Source organism: Chitinophaga sp. 05T412, from assembly GCF_056396465.1.
Genome location: NZ_JBFTLN010000001.1, coordinates 349,734 through 370,235 on the forward strand (window position 1 = coordinate 349,734; position 20,502 = coordinate 370,235).

The following is a 20,502-nucleotide window of genomic DNA, read 5'->3' on the forward strand; positions in this document are numbered from 1 at the left end:
ACCTGCAACAAAAGTCGCTTTTACATATTATATATTTTGATGTAACCATTATAAACATTAATTTGTTACAAACGATATCCTTGAGATCACTTGTCCCCCTTGTTCTATTATTATTTTTTTCCGGTATTGCACACAGCCAGGAAGACCTCGTTCATTCCCTTCAGAAAGCACTACCGGCGGTTACCGATAGTGTCCAGTATGTAGATATACTGAATAAAATAAGTACCCTGTCTTATGAACAGGATGCTGATTCCACCATGATCTACGCCAGAACGGCCCGGGAAATAGCGGACAGAATAGACTATCCCAAAGGAATGGCGGATGCCACCACTAACCTGGGTATCTATTTTGATATAAAGGGAAACAGTGACCTCGCACTACGCTATTACGGCGATGCCTTTAACCAATACGGTGCCATCAGGGACTCTTCCAACCTCGTACAGGTGTTGATGAACATTGCCATGGTGTACAATACCAATGGTAATAGTGAAAAGGCGTTGAGTCATTTCAAAAGAGCCATGGACCTCGGCGCCAGGCTTAGCCATGACTCCATCATGTCGTTGGTCTTTTATAATTATATTCTCCAATATCCACAACAGTTTACCACAGACTCAGTAGACCAGTACATCCATAAAATCATCAGCATCGCAGAAAAATATCACGATACCCGCGTGCTGCTGGCCGTGAAACAACTGCAGGCCAACAGGCTCCTGGAGAAAAAAGATACGACAAATGGCATCCTACTATTGGAAAGCGCGCTATCGGGAGGACTGCGGGAAAATCTGAATTTTATGAGTCTCGATATACTGATCGAACTGGCAGACCTGTATGCCGGCAAGGACTCTGTTAAAGCCGTTAGTTTTTACCAGCAGGGATTAGATATTTCAAAAGAGAAAAAATACAGAAGTTATGAATTGAATATAGATAACAGACTGTATAAGTTTTATATAGCCCGCAACGACAAGCAAAAAGCGTATGAATATAGTGCCGCACTGATAACGCTATACCGGGCAAAACAAGAGCTGGAAAACCAATCCGGCATCGACTATATCAGCTATGCCCTCAAAGACCAGCAGCTTGAAATTATCCGGGAGGAAAAAGTGTATGCCAATCGTTTACTCTTGTTGGTAGGCATTGCTTGTTTGTTGGCAGCGGTAATTATCTATCTCCTTTGGCGAAATAAAAAAAGAAATGCCCGTGTGCATGCCACGCTGGAAAAACAATATCAACAACTCACCACGATCACTACGGCCCTGGAGGCCAGCAATAAAAACTACTCCCGGCTTATCCGGGTGGTAGCGCATGACCTACGCAATCCCATAGGGGCTATCAATGCCTTTACGGGTATGATGCTGGACAGCCCATCCTCCACCTGGGATAAAGAATGGATAGCATTGATTGATCAGGCCAGCAAAGGATGCCTACTACTCATTACTGATTTACTGGAAACAGATTTCGACATAGGCAACCAGCCCCTGCAGAAAGAAAGGATAGATGTAATTCCTTTGCTGCAGGAATCGGCGCAACTACTGACCTATCGTGCGGAAGAGAAAAAGCAGACGTTGATTGCTCCCAAAACAGCACCGGCTTTTGTACTCGCCGACAAACGGAAGCTATCCCGGGTAATAGATAACCTCGTGGGCAATGCTATCAAATTTAGTCCTGACGGAGCCACTATTGAAATTTTGGCAGAAGATACTCCTGCCATTGACAACACGCCACGTACCGTTACTATATCCGTACGTGATAACGGCATGGGCATTCCACCGGAAATGGCCGCCAGGATATTTGAACCATTTGAAACGAATGTTAAGCGAAAGGGAACAGCCGGAGAACCTTCTTTTGGCCTGGGTCTTTATATCTGCCGGCAAATTGTTGAAGCACACGGTGGGCGTATCTGGTTTGAAAGTCAACCGGGGCAAGGATCAACGTTCTATGTTTCATTGCAGCAGTAAACGTTGTACTGGTAGGTTGTATGATCAATATCACCCTGCCAACCCCTCCGGGGAAAACACCACAAATAACGCCACCATCAGCAACAACAACAGTACGGTATAAAAATGTCGCCGTTTCCAGGGTTGTAAATCCACTACATTATTCCATTGCTGTACAAAATATACATCTACCCATTACTTCAACAGAAAATCCAACACCGTTTTTTCAAACGTTTCCTTTGCTTCTACATTTGTTATGTGAACAACAGGCAGCATCACCAATTTCGAATGAGGAATCGTTTGTGCTATCAATTTGCTGTGTTCTCCGGGTACGGCTCTGTCATTGACTCCTCCGATCACCAGCGTGGGCGCGGTAATGAGTGATATGGTCCGGCGGAAGTCCGCATCCCGCACGGCGGCAAATGTACTGGCCAGGCCAAGACGAGGTGTAGAGAGCACCATATTGCGAAATTTCGCTACTGCTGCCGGATCAAAATCTTCCGGGAACCAATTGTGGATAAACATTTTGCCATAAGGTTCCAGACTGCCGCCACCGCGCAGGTTTTGAATCTGCTCATTAAAGAATTTTTCAGGACCCAGGTAAGAAGAAGTATTGGACAATACCAGTTTATTGACGCGGGCAGAAGCATGTATACCCATCCATTGTCCGATCCATCCTCCCAATGATAGGCCCAGGAAATCTACTTTGTCAATATGAAGCGCATCCAGCAGGTTGATCACGTCCATACCCATTCTATCCACGGAGTAATCCCCTTCTGGTGCGTCGGAGGCGCCGCTGCCGCGGGTATCAAACCTCAGTACGCGGAAGTATTTAGTAAATGCAGGGATCTGGTCATCCCACATATGCAGGTCGGTGGCCATAGAATTGGCGAGTACCAGTACGGGTTTATCTGCGGCGCCATCCAGCTGATAAGCGATCTTAACGCCGTCGCCGGTTTTAAAATATTGTATATCGGTTTTGCTGTTTTGTGTGGTAGTGTGTGTCATAACCGGATTGTTTGAGGCTTGTTGGTGGCTTTGACTGAATGCTGCGTGTATGTTTGTAAAGATCAGCGTAAGCGCCAGGAAGACCGTGTGTTTGCTATTGTTGTTCATCTTTGTTTTATGCAAAGCTAATCACAGCGTAGCGCTCCCACAAGTCAAAAACAGAGGTTTCTTCGGTAAGTTTTCAGGTTTTTCACTTTTATAAATACAAAAGGACAGACCATCAATATGGTCTGTCCTTTTTTATCGAAGCATCTAATAATACCTACTATTTTCCTGGCGAATACAACTTATAGAAGTCAACCCCATCAGTAGTCTTCGCTCCTCTGCAAAAATATACTGCATTTGATTTATCCTGTCCTATCAGTCCAATACCAGTGAAATCCACCCATTTGGCTTTACCAGTGAGTTTGTCTTGTCCCGGCGCCGGGGATGAGGGCCAGGCATTCTCTACACCTGCATAACAGTATACCGTACGTTGGTCTAAATCATAAGCATATAATGAGGCTCCCATTTGGGCTAAAACCGACCCGTCGGATATTACCATTGCTACATTAAAAGATCTGGATATACCTGTCCAATCGAGCACCGAAAGACTTCTCAACCCCTCTCCATGAGTAGCCGGCACGGTATCATAGGAGTGAAAATTGAAAGCCATTGCACTAGCTTTAACAGATGCGACAATGTCTTCTTCCTGTGAATCATATTTCACGATCAATGTCCGGTAATCGTCTACATTGGCTAATCCGTATAAATACCTGCCCCGGGGATCTACCCAACCAAAGGTGGTCATCATATGCACACCTTGCGCAGGAATCGAAGGTACATTGTCCTCATCAAGATAACCTCCATCTATTTGCGGGGTCACTTTGCCTGTGATATCCATACGGCAGATAAATGCCACATTGTACCCACCCGTTTCGTTATTAAGCTTTCCATTACTAATACTGGACATCCAGCCTGAACGATCCATGTAACTATTCCGTGGTGCATAATAATTTGTATAGATAAGGTTATCCTGCAGATCGGTATTCAGGAACATCGCGACTATTTTCAGGCGATCAATACTTCCCTGAAATGGCGCGGGATCTTCATTAACAGACGCCATATTCTTAAACACCATTGTGCGGTTAATGGTAGTAATTCGTTTACTGGGCACATCCATCTTACACAACCGGAATATATAATTATCAACCGTATCAGTGGATGGTTCTTTGTCTTCCATAGAAAAAAACAGGGTATTGCCGTCAAAGGAAATAGCACTCCCTAATATCTGCTGAATGGTTAAAACAGTACCCTTATCATCTGTTACCTTATCGCCGGCACTGAGTATGCTATTCACCTGACCACTGATGACTTCATTCACACTTAACTGATTATCGAACCAGATCGTTCCATTCCTGTCACAGTGTATACTGCGTACAAAAGCATACCCTTTTTGCGTAAGTACATTGGCGTTCTCCGGCATCCAGTGCAACAGCTTATCTACCACCAGCGTAGTATCTGTACGGCCGATACTCGCTGCAAAATCTCTGATAGTCAATGGTGTTCCTTCAATGGTAACCCCATTGGCTGAAATGGTTATCTTCCTATCCGGGCCAATGCCCATCTCTTTAGTGATCACGAAACGTACTACATCCATTGTTTCCAACGGAATACCATGTGTATTATATTGATTATTGGGATCTACTTCTATGTGGTCTACCAGTTTTACCGGCACGCCACCTACGCGGATCTCACTTCCCGGTTGGTTGGAAAAGAACTTTCCGATCAACATAGCCGTATCCCCCACTACCCATGCCGATGGGTAATGCCATTCTGCAACACCATATTTACTCAGGGGATACTGATCCGCCAGCCAGGGTTGCGAATCCACCATTTTTTTATGCTCATCCACTTTACGGCAGGCATTGAATAACAGAAGGAAAGAAAAGCTCAAAGTGAGTATATGAATAGAAAATATTCTTCTCATGTTGCAAAGGTGTTTTAATAATTTTTTATTGCCTGAATAGCAAAATTTGTTTGTAACGATACTATTCTGCCTGTACGCGGATCTTTGTAAGCGTCAGGATGATTCTCCGGATAACCACTTATTAATAACGTATAGGCATGTCCGGGGAATACAGGCAAAGACAACCTGGACAAGGCATTGGAACTGTCGGAAACAGCAAACACTTTTATAGAGAACGTATCTTTCCGGGTAACGTTCATCGGAATATAACCGGTATGATCACCATATTGGGTGGCTGCGGGAAGTTCTGCCGGAATTTTTTTATTGATCGTAAGGAAATACTTTCCATTCCCAGGACTCAGATTAATGAGCCGCATACCAATCTGGCCATCTGTCGGCGTAAAAGGATCTGTTGTGACCAGGCTACGGAAATCACCACAGCTGTCTGTATAAAATACCAACGCCGGATACTGCCTGTCTATCTTCACACTATCCGTCAGGAGAATTAAGCGGGAACTATCCAACAATCTTAATGTATGCGTTCCTGTTGGTATCGGCTTGAAAGTAGGCCAGCCGCCGACCATATCCGGATAGAAGATAGCTTTACTGCTGCCACCATCGAAATACGGGTGTATGGATATATTATCTGCATCCCATACATAGTTACTATCCTTGCTATCGATCAATATATAGTTAGCGCTTCTTCTGCTGGGTGAATTCAGTTCTCCCAACAAAGCAGTAGATGCATTGTAGAAAAATATACCTCCTCTCTCTGAACCGGGCAACTCCGTTACCTGTTTATTACAAGCGGGCAGCAGACTGCCTGCCAGTAAACTGAAGGCCAGCAATGGCTGCCATATTTTTTTCCGGATATATGTAATCATGATACTTTTTTTTAGAATGAATAAGTAAACTGCAACAACCAATATCGGCCCGGTTTATATCTTTTATAGATGTTATCCCCTTTCCACAGCTTTCCGCCATCTGGTTGTTTCTTAAGTTTTTCAGCATCATATCGCTGATTGTAATTCTCATCTTCCACAATACGATAGCTTTCATCAAACAGGTTTTGTACACTGAATTTTACCTGCAATGATTTCACGATACGCTGGGTAACAGACAAGTCCAGCAAGTGCATAGGTAACTGCAACAGATCAGGGCGGATATAGCTATCTTCCCAAAGTGTATCGGATTTGGTGCGCTGGCTTTTTGCATAAATGCGGGGACCACTGACATTATATACCAATGATGCTTTGGTACCAGTAGATGGGTTTTCATAGAACAGCCCTGCATTCACCACATAAGGAGACTGCCCCTGCAATGGCCCTCCTTTCTTCTGTATACTATCCACCACATAAATGGTGGTAAAACCATGCGTAATGGTACTGCTCTTTATCCATGAGCCATTCAGCACCACCGAAAAATGACGGAAGAGGTTTCCGCCGAGAAAAGACAGGCTTTTCTTTATTTCTGCTTCCACCCCATATATTTCCGCACTCACAGAATTGATATAATTAATATTGGTAAAATTCAGATTAAGGCCATAGGTAGAAGCAGTGGTTTCCCTACGCATCCGCTCAATCGGATTTTGCAGGTGCTTATAAAAGAATCCTACATTCAGCACTTCACTTTTATTCTTTTTGGGATATAGTTCCGCACGTACATCATAGTTATCTATCACGGCGGTTACAATCTGTGGGTTACCTATCACGGTTTCGCTGTTCTGAAAATCGAAATCATTGTAAGGCGTTAACTCCCGGAAATCCGGCCGGTTCACGGTACGGCCATAACTACCCCGGAATACCAGTGAGGAACCAGGCAAATAGCTGACATTCACAGATGGTAACAATACCGTTTTAGCGCGACTCATATAAATAGGCTGTAAACTGGTGGAGCCATTCAGCGCTTCCCTGGCGCCAGACAACCTTTGATGATCATACTCCAGACGCAAGCCACCATTCAACACCAGCTTTTCCGCCGCTGTTTTCCAGTCTCCCATGATGTAGCCAGCATGGTATTGCTCACTGCCTACATAAGCATCTACAGGACCAGTAGCATCATTAATTCCCAGGCCGGTGTTATCGTCCTTGAAATACCTGGCACTCCATACATTAGACAGATCCTGCTGACTAAAGCGTAGCAATTGCTGATCAATATTTCCATGATCATTATACCAACCCAAGTCATCACCAACAGGGGCAAATTGATCATTAGAAAGTCCGGCTCTGTTTATCCGAAAGAACCGGCGCCCTACCTGTTTTAATTTAAACATATGATAAGTACCTGCTTTCAGGGAGAGGTTAGGACGAACCTGGAAAGTATAGTCTATGGCGCCGTTGTAAATCTGCTCCCGGTTTTTGATATACAAACGGGTAATCATCCCCTGGTAACCAGTAGGAACGGCCCTCCAGGTGGTATCATCTGCCAGCCAGTAGTTATTCAAATGAACAATACGTTGGTCTGGCACATTCTGCAGATCGTAGGTATAACCAACATTCCACTCAAGGGTATGCTGCTTTTTGTTCCCCAACACATGTGTCCCGCCCAGATGTCCCGTATATAAGGTTCTTTGTTGAAAGGAAAGTACAATATCTCTTGTCCGGTATTGATTGATATTATAACCTACGCCTTTGGGTTCGTTAGGATGTACGGTATTAACACTGGTAAAGCGGCGACCATCATTCACAAAAAAGTTTTGTAAAAACAGCTGATGCCGGTCGTTTAACTTCAGCGTAAGATTTTCCAGGATATTAATCTTTCCATTTTCGGAAGACTGCTGTCCATTGCCGATTTTGTTGTTATCCAATACGCTGCCTCCTGCGTTACCGTTTCCTTTACCAGTATAAGGTTGATCCAGATTTCCCTTCTGCGTATACACATCATATCCTGTTGTTTCTTTGGTATAGGTAACTGCTGTGAGATCATAGAGTTTTGCGGAGCCTATCTTCCAGCTATTGTAGTAATTGGCAAACAACTGCATATCAGGTAAGCTATACCGGGTACCATACCCCAACTCAGGTGACATCGCCTTTAACCACTCCGATTGCTTTACGTTGGTTACCTGCCGGTTACTTTCAAAAATACCGGGAGAAAAAGAAGGCAACTTCCTTCCGCCATCATCGAATCCCAGGAAGTCGTATTTACCCCCGTTATAGCCGATATTATTTTTGAAAGTAGCTCCTTCCCGATGTGCAAATTGCAGCCCTATATCAAAATGCTTCAGCGGCATGGCGTTTTTGGTGGTGACTTTCACCGCAGCACCGGCATAATCTGCCACCAAATCAGCCACGGGTGATTTGTATACCAGAATCTTATCTATCACACTGGCAGGCAGCAGATCGTAAGCGAACGCTTTACTATATAGTTCTGTAGAAGGAGCAAGGCTATTATTCAGATAAGTAAGGTTATAGCGCTCATTCATACCACGTACCACAATGAAACGATCATCTACTACCGTTACACCGGATATTCTTTTTACAATTTCAGCCGCATTTCTATCCGCCGTTTTGGTGATCAGTTCACTGGAGATACCGGATACCACACCCGTTGCACCACGTATTTCACTAATTAACTGGGCTTCCGTGCTGTGGGTAACCGATTTTACTTTACGCGGGCCGGCGTCTACCACCACTTCATTGAGCTTGTTGGAGATTTCCATTTTCACATCCATCACCACTTCTTTACCGGTCTGGATACTCACGTTGCTTAAAATGGATGGAGAGTAGCCAATATAGCGGACTTCCAGTGTATATTTGCCCGCAGGCAGATGTTGGAATTCGTAAAAACCTTTCTCATTACTCTGCGTACCTATCTTACTTCCACTGACCAGTACTGTTGCACCAGGCAATGGCTGCGACGTTTCAAAATCTACCACGCGTCCGCGTATTTGTCCTTCGCCCTTTCCAGCATCGTTGTCGGCTACTGGTTTAGCGGATGCGATAATGATATAGTTGCCTTCTTCTTTAAAACTAAGTGTCGTATTTTTTAACAGCGCCTTTAATATTTCAGAAAGTGTCGTCTGAGTGAATGTAGCGGCAGGTACATTATAGCGTTGTACATCTGCCGGAAATGCAAAATAGCTTTTAGATTGCTCCTGCAATTGCAGTAAGGCTTTTCCCAGTGGTTGCTTACTAAAGCTGATAGTTACTTTTTGCTGTAACTTGTTTTGTGCTACTGTGTTTGTTGCCAGTGCTAGCAGTAGTAGCACTATGCATGACAATACAGTGCTGCTTAAACGCATGCGTTTAAGAACATTTTTTTTCATAATTTTGACTTTGTTTTAAAAGTAATGAGAGCAACAATGCAACGGGCTGCAACCCTGTTTCATGCCTTATTCGGGGACATCTGCTTCAACAGGTGTCCTTTTTATTTTTCACTGGTTGTAAAATTTTTTCTGCGCTTTTATTTAATAGATTAAGAATGTAGTATCATTTAATTGCTTATATGCCAAGCTGTTCAGCTGTCCCAATACCTGCACCACTTCTTTCACCCGCATATATTTGTTCAACAGGATATTATACGTTTGACGACGTACCTTGTCCTTATTGGTTTCCAGGTGTACCCCATACATTATTTCCATGGCGGTATTCAGCTCGGAAAAGCTGGCGTTATCCAGCTGTAGCCGGGATTCCTTCCATGCCGCGGCAAGCCATACCCGCACCTGCTGTTCCGAGAAACGCCCCGTTTGCTGATCCACTGTTATCTGCTTACCGGGCAACAATACATCCAGCTGTTGCTGATGATGATCTACCGCTACCTTTCCAGCAGACACCGTTACCAACACTTCTTTCGCTGATGCGTGACGTACGCTGAAAGCGGTGCCCAGCACCCGGGTTTGCACCTCGCCACTTACCACTACAAAAGGATGCGCGGCATCGGGTGCAATATCAAAAAAAGCTTCTCCACTCAATAAAGTGATAGTACGGGTGGACTTACCAAAATCAATGGTATCAAAAGCCAATTGGGTATTAGCTTTCAACCATATGGTACTTTTATCCGGTAATACCAGCTGGTAATTTTTCGCTGCAGTAGTCACGAGCAACAGGTTGTTGCGTGGTGTACTACTCCGTTGTTGTAATAACCATCCACCTGCACAGAGTAACAACAATACGGCTGCCGCAGCGGCCGCCCAACCGATCCAGTATCTTCGCTTATTCACTGCCGGTGCAACAGCGTCCATCGCATCCAGTTGCAGGTGCGTGGCAATGGCCTGTACCATGTCGTCCGGCATGCGTGTCGTCACTTCTTCGTTCCACATTTCCTGCAGATAATCATCCAGCAAATGCGGCGATTCCTGCAGCAAACGGGATACTTCCTCCGTTTCCTCCGGTGTACATTGATGATGAATAAAACGGTCCAGTAGTGAGCGGTCTATGGCCATTGCGACAACCTTTTATTTTGATGATTGCCTATATCACGTATGTGCGGGAAGAAGGGAGTAAGCGAAAGTAACGAGTTAACCTTTTGGTAACATTGGAAAGATCAGCGGGGTAATTGTTCTTTAAGAAACCGCAGTGAAAGACCGATTTGTTTTTTAACGGTAGCCGTGGAAATGCCCAGCTGTTCTGCTACTTCTTTATGTGAAAATCCATCTTGCTTTACCAGGGTGAAGATCTTTTTCCGGTGGGATGGCAGTTGATTGATAGACACCTGTAGCTGTTCCAGCCGTTCTTTATAATCGAGTAGTTGTTCCGTGGGCGTTTCATCGGCATGTGCAGGTTGCCATTCCTGCAGGAGTTGCTGCCGGGTTGCTTTTTTGCGGAGATAGTCGATCACACGGTTACGGGCATAGGTAAACAATAGCGGCAATACATCCTGCTCCAGATCTATCTGAGGCATATGCTGCCAAAGGCTGACATAACAATCCTGTACAATATCCTTTATATCAGCTTCATCCTGGGTGAGCTTCTTCACAAACTGGTACATTCTGTCTCTGGTAGCCAAGAAAATCTGGTTAAACGTTACTGCGGCGGGGTCGGGTTGCAGGGACAGGTGTAATTGCCCGGTATTTCCGGAGGCTGGGTTGGAATAGTTATTATCGTGCGGCTGATGAGGATGCATGTTTACAAATCCGCGGCAAAAAAAAGAAACTAATGTTAGTAAATAGTTAAGGATATGGAAAAGATGGTAATTCTTTATACAATTAGTGGCCAGCTGCTAACTGCTGGCCGCCAACGACAGCCATCATTAAAAATCAAATCCTAATATGGTGAAAATAGGATGCCGTATTGCTGCAGTGAAATGGAGACTAACAGTAATAGTATTTTTCATATAATTGAGGTAGATAGAATTGAAGTTATCTACCTGAATAAGCAGTCACCAATAATCTACTTATATTTAATACCAAATGGATAAGGAACCACTCATTATATCTATCCGGGATACGCTTTCGGCTTCTCCCCTTTCTCCTTCCAGGCAGGTACTGGAGGATATCGCCAGCTATTTTGAACCTAAAAGTTTCGATAAAAATGAATTGTTTGTGAAAGAAGGACAGATAAGTGCCGGCAGCTTTTTCATGACAGATGGTTTTATGCGCATCTTTGTAGACAACACGGAAGGAGAAGAAGTGACCACTTATTTTTTCACCAAAAACGGTCACGTTTCAGAGATTACCTCCCTTTTTTCCAGAACCAGATCAATGGAAAATATACAAGCGATTACTGCCTGCCAGGGCTTTTTTCTTCCCATCGAAAAGCTAAATATATTATTCCATTCGGTACCGGAGTTTCGCGAATTTGGCCGCGCCATGCTCGTTAGAGAATTTACTGCTTACAAAAAGAGAACGCTTTCTCTTATTAATCAAACTGCAGAAGAACGATATCGCGACCTGATTAATACCAGTAAAGAAATATTCCAGTACGTACCCCTCAAGTACATAGCCTCTTATTTAGGCATTACTGATTCCTCCCTCAGCCGTATCCGCAGAGAGTTCTCAAAAAAGCAGGCAGATAATCATTAGTTGCCATTTGACAAGTAGATTGTTACAGCGATAGTCGTTCTTTGTATGGAAGACTAAATCTCAGATCCATGCAAACCTTACCGTTTTACGTGTATGCTGTTTTCATTTTAACAGTGATTACCACCATTGGACTATTTTACAAAGCGGCTGATTATTCGAAGCGGTTACTAATCATCATTTCAGCCTGGGTTATTTTTCAATCGGTGTTGGGTATGAATAATTTTTATACCATCAATACCCTACCTCCCAGATTCCTATTACTGGCATTACCACCCGTACTATTGTTGCTGACACTCCTTGCCACACCAGCCGGCCGGCGCTTTATTGATCGTCTGCACCTGGGAACGTTAACGCTGTTACATCTTATCAGAATACCAGTGGAGATCGTTTTATACTGGCTATTTCTTCACAAAGCTATTCCGGCAGCCATGACTTTTGAAGGGAGAAATTTCGATATCTTCTCCGGCTTAACGGCCCCGTTTATATGGTATTGGGGAATTGTGAAAGGGCGGCTGAACAGGACGATTCTCATTCTCTGGAACCTGATTAGTTTGGCGCTGCTATTGAATATTGTAACTATTTCAATACAATCATCCGCCACAACGCCTTTCGCTATTGGCTATTTCCCTTTTATGCTGTTGCCGGGCTGCCTGGTACCGCTGGTATTGTATTCGCATATGGCGGCAATCAGACAATTGATTACCTCTCCTTTACCTGCTTAAATTCTTGACAAGGCTGGAATAAAATCGTTCCAGCAGGCGCGTATCATTGGTAATGACCTCTGCGGTAGCCACCAGTCCATCATGGTACGGAATAAGCTGATGATAATCTGTTTTTAAACCGTCCGGTAAAGTTACTTTTGCCATATAACCACTATCCGTAGCTATTTTAGAGATATAGCTGATTCTACCTTCCACACTGCCATACTCCTGCCATTGATAAGAAGGAAATTTCAGTAGTACTTTCTGCCCCACCATCACTTTACCAAAATTCTCCTGTGGTATCAATACCTGCACATAATAACTGGTATTGCCGGAAGATATATAAGCCACTACCTGGTTTGCCTTTACCTGTTCATTCTCCTGCAGGAAACCATTATAGATGAGCATACCATTTACCGGAGCGATCAACAGATATTGCATTTTCCATTCATTCACCTTACTCCTTAAGTTGTTAAGCGCCTCCATAAAAAGAACTTGCTGACTGGCTATCTGGCTATTCAATTCAAGCATCTCCTTCTTCTTATCGTTTTGCTGCACTTCATTGCTAATGATTGCCGACTGTACCTGAGGAAGCGTCAGCTTTTTATTAATCAGCTTTCTGCTTTGATCGCGGTACTCCTGCGCCGAAATCACTTTATCTTTTAACAATTGCTCATTGGCCTCGAAATCTATATTGGTGAGTGAAAGATCTTGTCGGTACAATTCCTGCTGTAGCAAAAGATTTTGATGGTTGCGCCCGAGATTAAATAAATCATTCTCCAATAATTTCCTTTTCTTAAGAAAGACACCATCTGCCATATAGTTTTGAAACTGTAAAAATGCCTGTACGAATATCTGATAAGCTGGCTGCACCTCCCCCAGTTGCGCGTATTGCCCTGACAGTAACCTTAACGCCTCCACATAATTTCCAGCTGTAACTTGTACCGATGCTGCATCCAGCGACCCCGAAAGTTGCAGCAGCTGCCTTACATCACCAGTAGATGCTAACACCCCAATGATACTACTGTCGGTCACTACTGATTCATTGGGGACCCACAGATGGATGAGTTTACCCGCCACTTTAGACACAATGGGCTTAGGTGCATTGATAGTAGTTAGTTTTGCTGTGGTTAACACTATATCAGGGTACTTAATAAACCAGGTAGCCGCAATAAGCAACATAATGATAGCAAGCATAATGCTGGTACCATACATGACGAAATACCCGGGATTAGACGAGATAATCTCCTCTACAGCGGAAGACATTTCCATTGGCGACTGGCCGTCCGTTATGCTCAATTGGCTATTTTCCTCCATTGGTATTAATTCCTGCTGAAACATTATGTGCTTTAATTTCCCAATTCAAGCTGATTTTTCACCAGCTCGTAATAATATCCCTTCTTATCTGTTAATTGCTGATGATTCCCTTCTTCCATAATCCGTCCCTGGTGCAATACCACTATTTTATCTGCATTTTTCACAGTACTGAGCCGATGAGCAATCACAATTACCGTTTTCCCCTTAAAAAACCTATCCAGGTTCTCCATAATTATCCGCTCATTATTGGCATCGAGTGCATTCGTGGCTTCGTCGAAAAAAATATAATCGGGATCTTTATAAACAGCTCTGGCAATAAGTATACGCTGGCGCTGCCCCTGGCTGATACCATTTCCCTCTACCCCAATCTTAGTATTCAATCCCAATGGTAACGATTCAATAAATGGTAAAATATTGGCGATCCGACAGGCATAGATCAACCTTTTCCTATCCGGCACTTCCTCTGAAACGGCAATATTTCGGCTGATGGTATCATTGAATATATAACCATCCTGCATAACGCTACTACATCTGCTTCGCCAAAAATGCGGACTGATATACCGGAAATCGCTTTGCCCCGTTTTTATATCTCCTTTATAATTATCATAAAATTTCAATAATAATTTTAATAACGTGGTTTTACCACTCCCGCTCATACCTACAATGGCGGTTACTTTTTGTGCAGGTATCGTAAGATGAATGCCGTTAAAGATAGGCTGGCCCGCACTTCCAGGATAGCTAAAATGAAGATTAGAAATATTCAACTCCTTGCTATCCGGGAGATCATTTACAAAACTGATGTTATTGGGCTCTTCCTCTTCTTCTGCGTGGATCTCATTTAATCTCTCCAACGCTATTTTTGCATCCTGCAGATTTTGGGTGAACCCCACCAATTGCTCCACCGGACTATTCAGTTGCCCAATGATATATTGAATAGCCAGCATGGCGCCCAGTGTAAGTTGACCATCCAAAACCGACTTCGCCACAAAAAACGTGATCAGTATATTTTTTCCTTCGTTAAAAAAAAGTGCACCAGCCTGTTGATATTGATTGAGCGACAGATTACGAAAACTTAATTTAAACAACTGCGCCTGCAGATGCTCCCACTCCCAACGGAATCGCTTTTCTGAATTATTGAGTTTTATTTCCTGCATGCCATGTATCAATTGCAGGGTAGCGGCATTTTCAAGAGAAGCAATGGCAAATTGCCTATAGTTAAGCTCTCTTCTATACTTAAGGAATAATTTAACCCACAGGAAATAAAGCGTGCTACCAGCTGCAAAAATGACAAATACCGGAATATTATACACCAATAAAACAACCCCAAAGATGGCGATAGTAATACCCGAGAAAAACACACTCAGACTTCCTCCGGTTAAAAATTGTTCAATCTTATGTTGGTCCTGTATGCGTTGTAATATGTCGCCCGTAAGTTTTGTGTCAAAATAGGACAATGGTAACTTCATTAATTTATACCAAAACCCCGTTAATAAAGAAACATTTACCTTTGAACTGATGAACAAAAGGAGCCTGCTTCTTATAAAATCAACCACTGTCCGGGCAAAGAAAAGCATCATCTGCGCCCCCAATATAATATAAATGAATTGCAGATTTTTTGTATTGATGCCGGTATCAACAATACTCTGTGTTAAAAAAGGGAATATAAGTTGTAGCAAACTACCCAAAATGAGCCCCAACATTATCTGGAAAAAATATTTTTTGTGCTGGCGTATGTAGAAGAACAAGGTTCCCCAGGATACTTTAGCCCCACTGCTTTCCTCCTGATCATAAAATTCCGGTGTGGTTTCCAATAGTAATACAATGCCTTCCTGCTGATCTCCAGCCCAGTTTTGCAGGAATACTTCTTTACTAACTTTAACTAATCCGTGGCTGGGATCAGCAATTAATATTTTGCTCCTTCTATTCCCATCCTTATAATTTTGAGGAGGTAAAACAACGAAGTGGCTCTGTTTCCAATAAAGAATGCATGGCAACATCACTTCATTGTTCAGCTGCTCAAAATTGATTTTCACACCCCGTGTTTTAAATCCTATCTTTTCGGCAGCCTCGCTCATGCCCAATAAAGAAACCCCTTCCCTATCAATATTAGTAAGGTTTCTTATTTTGATAATAGGAATGTCCTTCCCATAATACTTTGCGATCATGCGCAGGCAAGTTGGACCGCAATCCATCGCATCGTGCTGAATAAAATAGGGAAAACTCATACGACTGCTCTCTTGGCCAAAGACAAAACTGACTGATGATACTTATGCAGAAAATGATATATCACCAATTCATTTTTTCGCTGCTGGCTGGTAAAAACTCTATTAATAAACATATGTATAAGTCCTGATACTATGGAGATAAAAAGAGCAGGATCACCAGCTGCTTTAGCATTTATGGCCGTTGCAACACCTTCCATCTTTTCTATCCTATCTTTAACAATAGCGGCAAAAAAATCATACATTTCTCCCATTGAACCACCGGAAAAGTATGCTTTAAGTAACCCATATTTCTTACGATAGCTATCATTCAACTGATGAGTTAATGACGCTTCTCCTCCAAATTCTTTAAAAAATGAGTTTCTGATATGCCCGAGCATGCGAACTCTTTCGGCCAAATCAACCTTAAAGACATCCAATAACGCATTCACATACATCGCCGCAAATAACCATCTGGAATGAGCATCCGGATGCTCATTTATAACAGCCAGCGCTTCTAAAACCACCAGGCTGTCTATAGCAAACAATTCTTCACAAAAAGTAATCGTTTGTTTTCCATATCGTTCGATTTCTCTTTTATAAGTATCCACCTGGATATTTGCTATAACACCTGCTTTAATCCATTCCTCGCTGACTTTAGACCAATCCGTCAATACGTGCATTAACAACTCCGGATGCCCTGCGTTATGAAATCGCAACCTGATATGATGATCAGGATCATTATACCTGATAAAAAAGAATTTTTCGATTCTCCCTAACCGGTACTGGTCTTCAACAAATGGCTTAACAACCGTATGTAATAGCTTTTCAGCCATCGCAATTCCGCAATAAATTTTTACGTACAACCATTCACTCCCCACCAGAAAGGTACTTTCTGGCGCCGTTTCATCCATATCCGTAACATCATTTGTTTTCAGCACCACTGCGATATCCCCTTCTTTCTTATTTATCCTGTTCAAAGGAAAAGCTACCTCATGGCAAAAAGCTTCACCTGCTTTATTCCGAACCAATAACCCATCTGCTGCCAATAAGAACTCCACTATTTTAACAGCGCCATATTTATTTAATTTCTGGAGTACTATATCTACCCCCATCGGAACATGCAGGTCTATATATAATTCGTTATCATCTTCCACTACTGCACAATGCCGGGGAATATGCAACTGATGCAGACAATTTTTAAAACTGTCAACGTTCCTGCATGCATCCGATGCCATATCGGTGATGTTATCTTTTTTTAGATTCCAGGTGGCCCTGCTAACAATAACATCTTCATACTCTACTCTTGGGAGGAAAGGCTGCTCCTGTAATATATCCCAATCCCATACAAAGCCTTGTGACGACTTCTGCGATTGCAGTTCACATAAAAACTTATAAACAGTCAATTCACTATTCAAATAAAAGTGCGCGCTCGTGAGCTTGGGGAAAATTCTTTTATTAAGCCGTTTAGACCATAGGAAAATTTCATCTTCTCTTACAAAAACGGATATCTCATCAAGGGGAATCTGCTGTGCTACAGGCAGTAGCGACTTACACAAATAAGGAATTTCGTACCCCCTAAAATCCGGCTTTGTTAAAATATTAGCTGTTCTAATTTGCGGCAGATGAACAATTTCAGCAAAGATGGCGTCCGGATAATGCGATTGCTCTTCCCTGATACTTTCTGCAATGAGTTGTGCATCTTTTTCCCGATGAGAAAATCTTGAAATAATACTTACGGAAGAAGCTCCCCCATAATTTAGCAACAAGAACTTTTCTGAAGAGTTGCTTTCCGCCGAAGGAATAATCACTCCGTGAATAAAAGCTGCATCCGGCAGATGATAAGAAGTATCTTTGGTTAATTGTTCCAGTTCCTCCGTAGTAAGAATAATCTTACTATTCTGTTCGATAGCCTGAATGTACTTTCTAAGTTTATACTGCTTAAAACTAGTCCAGGAAATACTTTCCTGCTGCCTCTTACCTGATCTGAAATGAATATTCTCTAATAATGGCTGATCTGTTACCGCTTTGCCGGCATCGGTGGCATAGCCAATTCCTATATCTTCATCCAGTACCTCTCCAAGCGGCATTATTTTGTCGCCATATTTCTCCTGGAACTTTTGTTTAAACACTTCAAGGTTTCTGTTATCCCCTGCGATATTCAAATGGAGCAATATTTCCAGTTTATTTAACGCAGTAATCCGTTCTTTCTTTAAGTGATTTTCACTGCAGGGGATAGAAGTGTCTATCTGCAATAATTTCTTAGAAGAAGTATCTGCTTTAATCTTCTTCAGCAGATGAACTATATTTTCATAAGCAGCGATGCTGTCGGCATGCTGCAATTGCGTGGAAAGCTCCTCCAAAACAGCACACAAATCCGTTAGCTGTGGATGCCCGATAGTGCTGCTGATTTCCTTGACTCTTCCGGTAACATAGGTTAAATAATCCAACCCAGTTACATTTAAGTTGAATTCACTGGTCAACAGTTGCGCAGCAATCAAACTGTGTACAAAGTTCCTTGCATCTTCATAGGTAATATCATCGTCACATAATAATGTGGCGAGCTGTGCAATGGTACGACCCTGAGCGGCGGCCTCCAGGATAAATTCAAGTGTATCATGTTTTTCAACTACACTCGTTTTATAGTTTATGACATGGCTGATATCCTCTGTTTCAATATAACGATACTCTCCCGCCGCCTTATAAATAGTATTATTTTTATAGAATACCAGGTGATCAGCCAATTGATAGGCTTCTACCAGGTATGATACAAGTGCTGCGAGGTACTGAGAATCAAGTCGGACGTGCCTTACCAGCTTCTCATGAGATATAACGATACTGTCTGTGTCAGAAAAGCGACCGTTACTATAGCCTGCAAATAAGCCAAAAGGTGTGGCCCTGGTACACATCCGTATGTAATACCTATATAGGCTATTTAGCAGCTTTAACTCGTCTTTTTCATTTTTCACCGTCCCGCTCAGCCATTTCTGCGTTTCATGGTACAACTCAACAGAGCTGATATAAACGGCTTCGATAAATAGCGTATCACTAAAAACCCGCTTTATCTCTATCAGCGTATCTTTATCTTCATGATACCGGGTGAATAATGTATTTAGATATTGAATTTTTTCGAATGGAAAAACCGGCACTCTCAGATTATACCAGGAACCATCATAATTCATCGCCATAATCAAAAATGGTTAATAAGTTGCCGGATACATATTCTCAATATAAAATATTCCATCAGCCATTTCACACAATGACATCTTTAGTGATTTATGACCGAATATTTTTGTATTCCCAGCGTGATCGCAAAGCCCGGGAAGAGATTTTCCCCGGAGGTTGCCAAATAAGAAAGGCTTACCGGTACTATAGAAAAAGGGCTCTATGCCGTCTTCCGCTGGTTTGTCGACTTTCAGGTTAAGAAATCCAACCTTTGATTTACCACGGTAAGAAGTAAATACCAGGCTATAAAACGCGGGCCCCAGTTTGCACTTTAGCTGATCCCCCATGGTAACATGTTCCGAAAGATACTTATCATCTACCAGGTTTACATGATAGGCAAGATGAGCAGATGCTGCCCACAGCATTATCTTTTGTCCCTTATATTTCTCTCTTAATAACCAAAGTGCATTCTCAGACATCACTTCATCTCTGAGGCTACCTTTTTCGAATTTCCTTCTGTAATCCACCTTCAGGGAGTTAAGTATTCTGATCCAGTACTGCGTTGTGGCATCTTTATCAGCCAGGCCATCAGCCGCTTTAAAAACATTGGTAAACGTTTCCGATAACACCGTGGTGTCTGTTGAAGAAAGCTTTGTAAAGAAGTTAGAAAATTTAATGGCTTTTCTCAGCGCTTCATTTACCGCTATTGTATCTGTTATCAGTTGCTTTCCTGTTTTCACTTCCAGCTCCCTGATAAACTTGTTAACATCTGCTATAAACCCCTGTTTGGCCAGACTGCCACCTACCTGGCAATCGAATCCACTAAATATTAAAGGAGATTGACTTTTCCGGGTTTCATTGATGTAAGTCGCCAGCTTCTTTACTTCTTTGCAATCCCATACACTAAATACAGCCTTAGGCAGATACTCTTCCGCATTAGCGCCGGCCTGAATCAGCTCGTTCGCCTTTGTACAGTCATATAAACCACTTTCAAAGGCAATAACGTTATAGCCCAGCTCTTCATGCAAGTATTTTATCAACCTTACTTTTGCGTCAAAAGTTGCACCATCACCATGACTTTGCTCTCCCATTCCTATCACCTGTACATCCTTCAATACCTCCTTTAGGAATGAAAGGTCAGAAAAATTTATACTATCGGGGTTATTCGTGGTAATAACTGACACATTTGTTTGCGCAGCCAGCATCAAAGGAGATAACAACATACCGAATAAGTAAAATATTTGCTTCATTGTCTGGAACTTTTAAGATT

The 20,502-nt window shown here is 42.6% G+C and carries 13 protein-coding genes; 3 read left to right on the forward strand and 10 right to left on the reverse strand.

Annotation, left to right across the window (positions count from 1 at the left end; translation table 11 throughout):
* The first annotated feature begins 80 nt into the window (after positions 1-80).
* Positions 81-1,955: an ATP-binding protein gene (locus AC1DFM_RS01345; protein WP_477074926.1), complete on the forward strand. Its 1,875-nt coding sequence runs from the start codon at positions 81-83 to the stop codon at positions 1,953-1,955.
* 174 nt (positions 1,956-2,129) lie between these two features.
* Here AC1DFM_RS01345 and AC1DFM_RS01350 read toward each other — a convergent pair whose 3' ends face one another.
* The 6 genes from AC1DFM_RS01350 to AC1DFM_RS01375 all read right to left on the reverse strand — a co-directional run bounded on the left by AC1DFM_RS01350 (position 2,130) and on the right by AC1DFM_RS01375 (position 10,950).
* Positions 2,130-2,942, reverse strand: coding sequence for an alpha/beta fold hydrolase (locus tag AC1DFM_RS01350; RefSeq protein WP_477074927.1), 813 nt, complete (start codon positions 2,940-2,942; stop codon positions 2,130-2,132).
* Between the two features lie 265 nt (positions 2,943-3,207).
* Complete coding sequence (locus AC1DFM_RS01355) at positions 3,208-4,911, reverse strand: hypothetical protein (protein ID WP_477074928.1); 1,704 nt, start codon at positions 4,909-4,911, stop codon at positions 3,208-3,210.
* A gap of 14 nt (positions 4,912-4,925) precedes the next feature.
* On the reverse strand, positions 4,926-5,774 hold the full coding sequence (locus AC1DFM_RS01360; protein WP_477074929.1) for a hypothetical protein: 849 nt from the start codon (positions 5,772-5,774) through the stop codon (positions 4,926-4,928).
* An 11-nt stretch (positions 5,775-5,785) separates the two neighbouring features.
* On the reverse strand, positions 5,786-9,154 hold the full coding sequence (locus AC1DFM_RS01365; RefSeq protein WP_477074930.1) for a TonB-dependent receptor: 3,369 nt from the start codon (positions 9,152-9,154) through the stop codon (positions 5,786-5,788).
* 141 nt (positions 9,155-9,295) lie between these two features.
* Positions 9,296-10,270 carry a FecR family protein gene (locus AC1DFM_RS01370; RefSeq protein WP_477074931.1) on the reverse strand — a complete coding sequence of 325 codons (975 nt, stop codon included), beginning with the start codon at positions 10,268-10,270 and terminating at the stop codon, positions 9,296-9,298.
* 101 nt (positions 10,271-10,371) lie between these two features.
* Entirely contained in the window at positions 10,372-10,950 is a 579-nt protein-coding gene (locus AC1DFM_RS01375; protein WP_477074932.1) for an RNA polymerase sigma-70 factor, read from the reverse strand.
* A 286-nt stretch (positions 10,951-11,236) separates the two neighbouring features.
* Between AC1DFM_RS01375 and AC1DFM_RS01380 the strand changes: the two genes are divergently transcribed.
* Both AC1DFM_RS01380 and AC1DFM_RS01385 read left to right on the forward strand, forming a co-directional pair.
* Positions 11,237-11,848, forward strand: a complete 612-nt coding sequence (locus AC1DFM_RS01380; RefSeq protein ID WP_477074933.1) for a Crp/Fnr family transcriptional regulator — start codon at positions 11,237-11,239, stop codon at positions 11,846-11,848.
* A 68-nt stretch (positions 11,849-11,916) separates the two neighbouring features.
* The gene (locus AC1DFM_RS01385) at positions 11,917-12,570 is read left to right on the forward strand and encodes a hypothetical protein (protein WP_477074934.1); all 654 of its coding nucleotides are present in this window, start codon (positions 11,917-11,919) and stop codon (positions 12,568-12,570) included.
* Here the strand turns inward: AC1DFM_RS01385 and AC1DFM_RS01390 are convergent.
* Genes AC1DFM_RS01390 through AC1DFM_RS01405 form a run of 4 tightly spaced genes read right to left on the reverse strand, consistent with a single transcriptional unit; the run spans position 12,559 to position 20,482 of the window.
* The gene (locus tag AC1DFM_RS01390) at positions 12,559-13,890 is read right to left on the reverse strand and encodes a beta-barrel domain-containing protein (protein WP_477074935.1); all 1,332 of its coding nucleotides are present in this window, start codon (positions 13,888-13,890) and stop codon (positions 12,559-12,561) included. The two genes, AC1DFM_RS01385 and AC1DFM_RS01390, sit on opposite strands and share 12 nt — an antisense overlap.
* Positions 13,891-13,898: 8 nt before the next feature.
* Positions 13,899-16,091 carry a peptidase domain-containing ABC transporter gene (locus AC1DFM_RS01395; RefSeq protein WP_477074936.1) on the reverse strand — a complete coding sequence of 731 codons (2,193 nt, stop codon included), beginning with the start codon at positions 16,089-16,091 and terminating at the stop codon, positions 13,899-13,901.
* Positions 16,088-19,255, reverse strand: coding sequence for a lantibiotic dehydratase (locus AC1DFM_RS01400; RefSeq protein ID WP_477074937.1), 3,168 nt, complete (start codon positions 19,253-19,255; stop codon positions 16,088-16,090). The genes AC1DFM_RS01395 and AC1DFM_RS01400 overlap by 4 nt, the downstream gene beginning before the upstream one ends.
* Positions 19,256-19,267: 12 nt before the next feature.
* On the reverse strand, positions 19,268-20,482 hold the full coding sequence (locus AC1DFM_RS01405) for an erythromycin esterase family protein (protein ID WP_477074938.1): 1,215 nt from the start codon (positions 20,480-20,482) through the stop codon (positions 19,268-19,270).
* Positions 20,483-20,502: the final 20 nt, after the last annotated feature.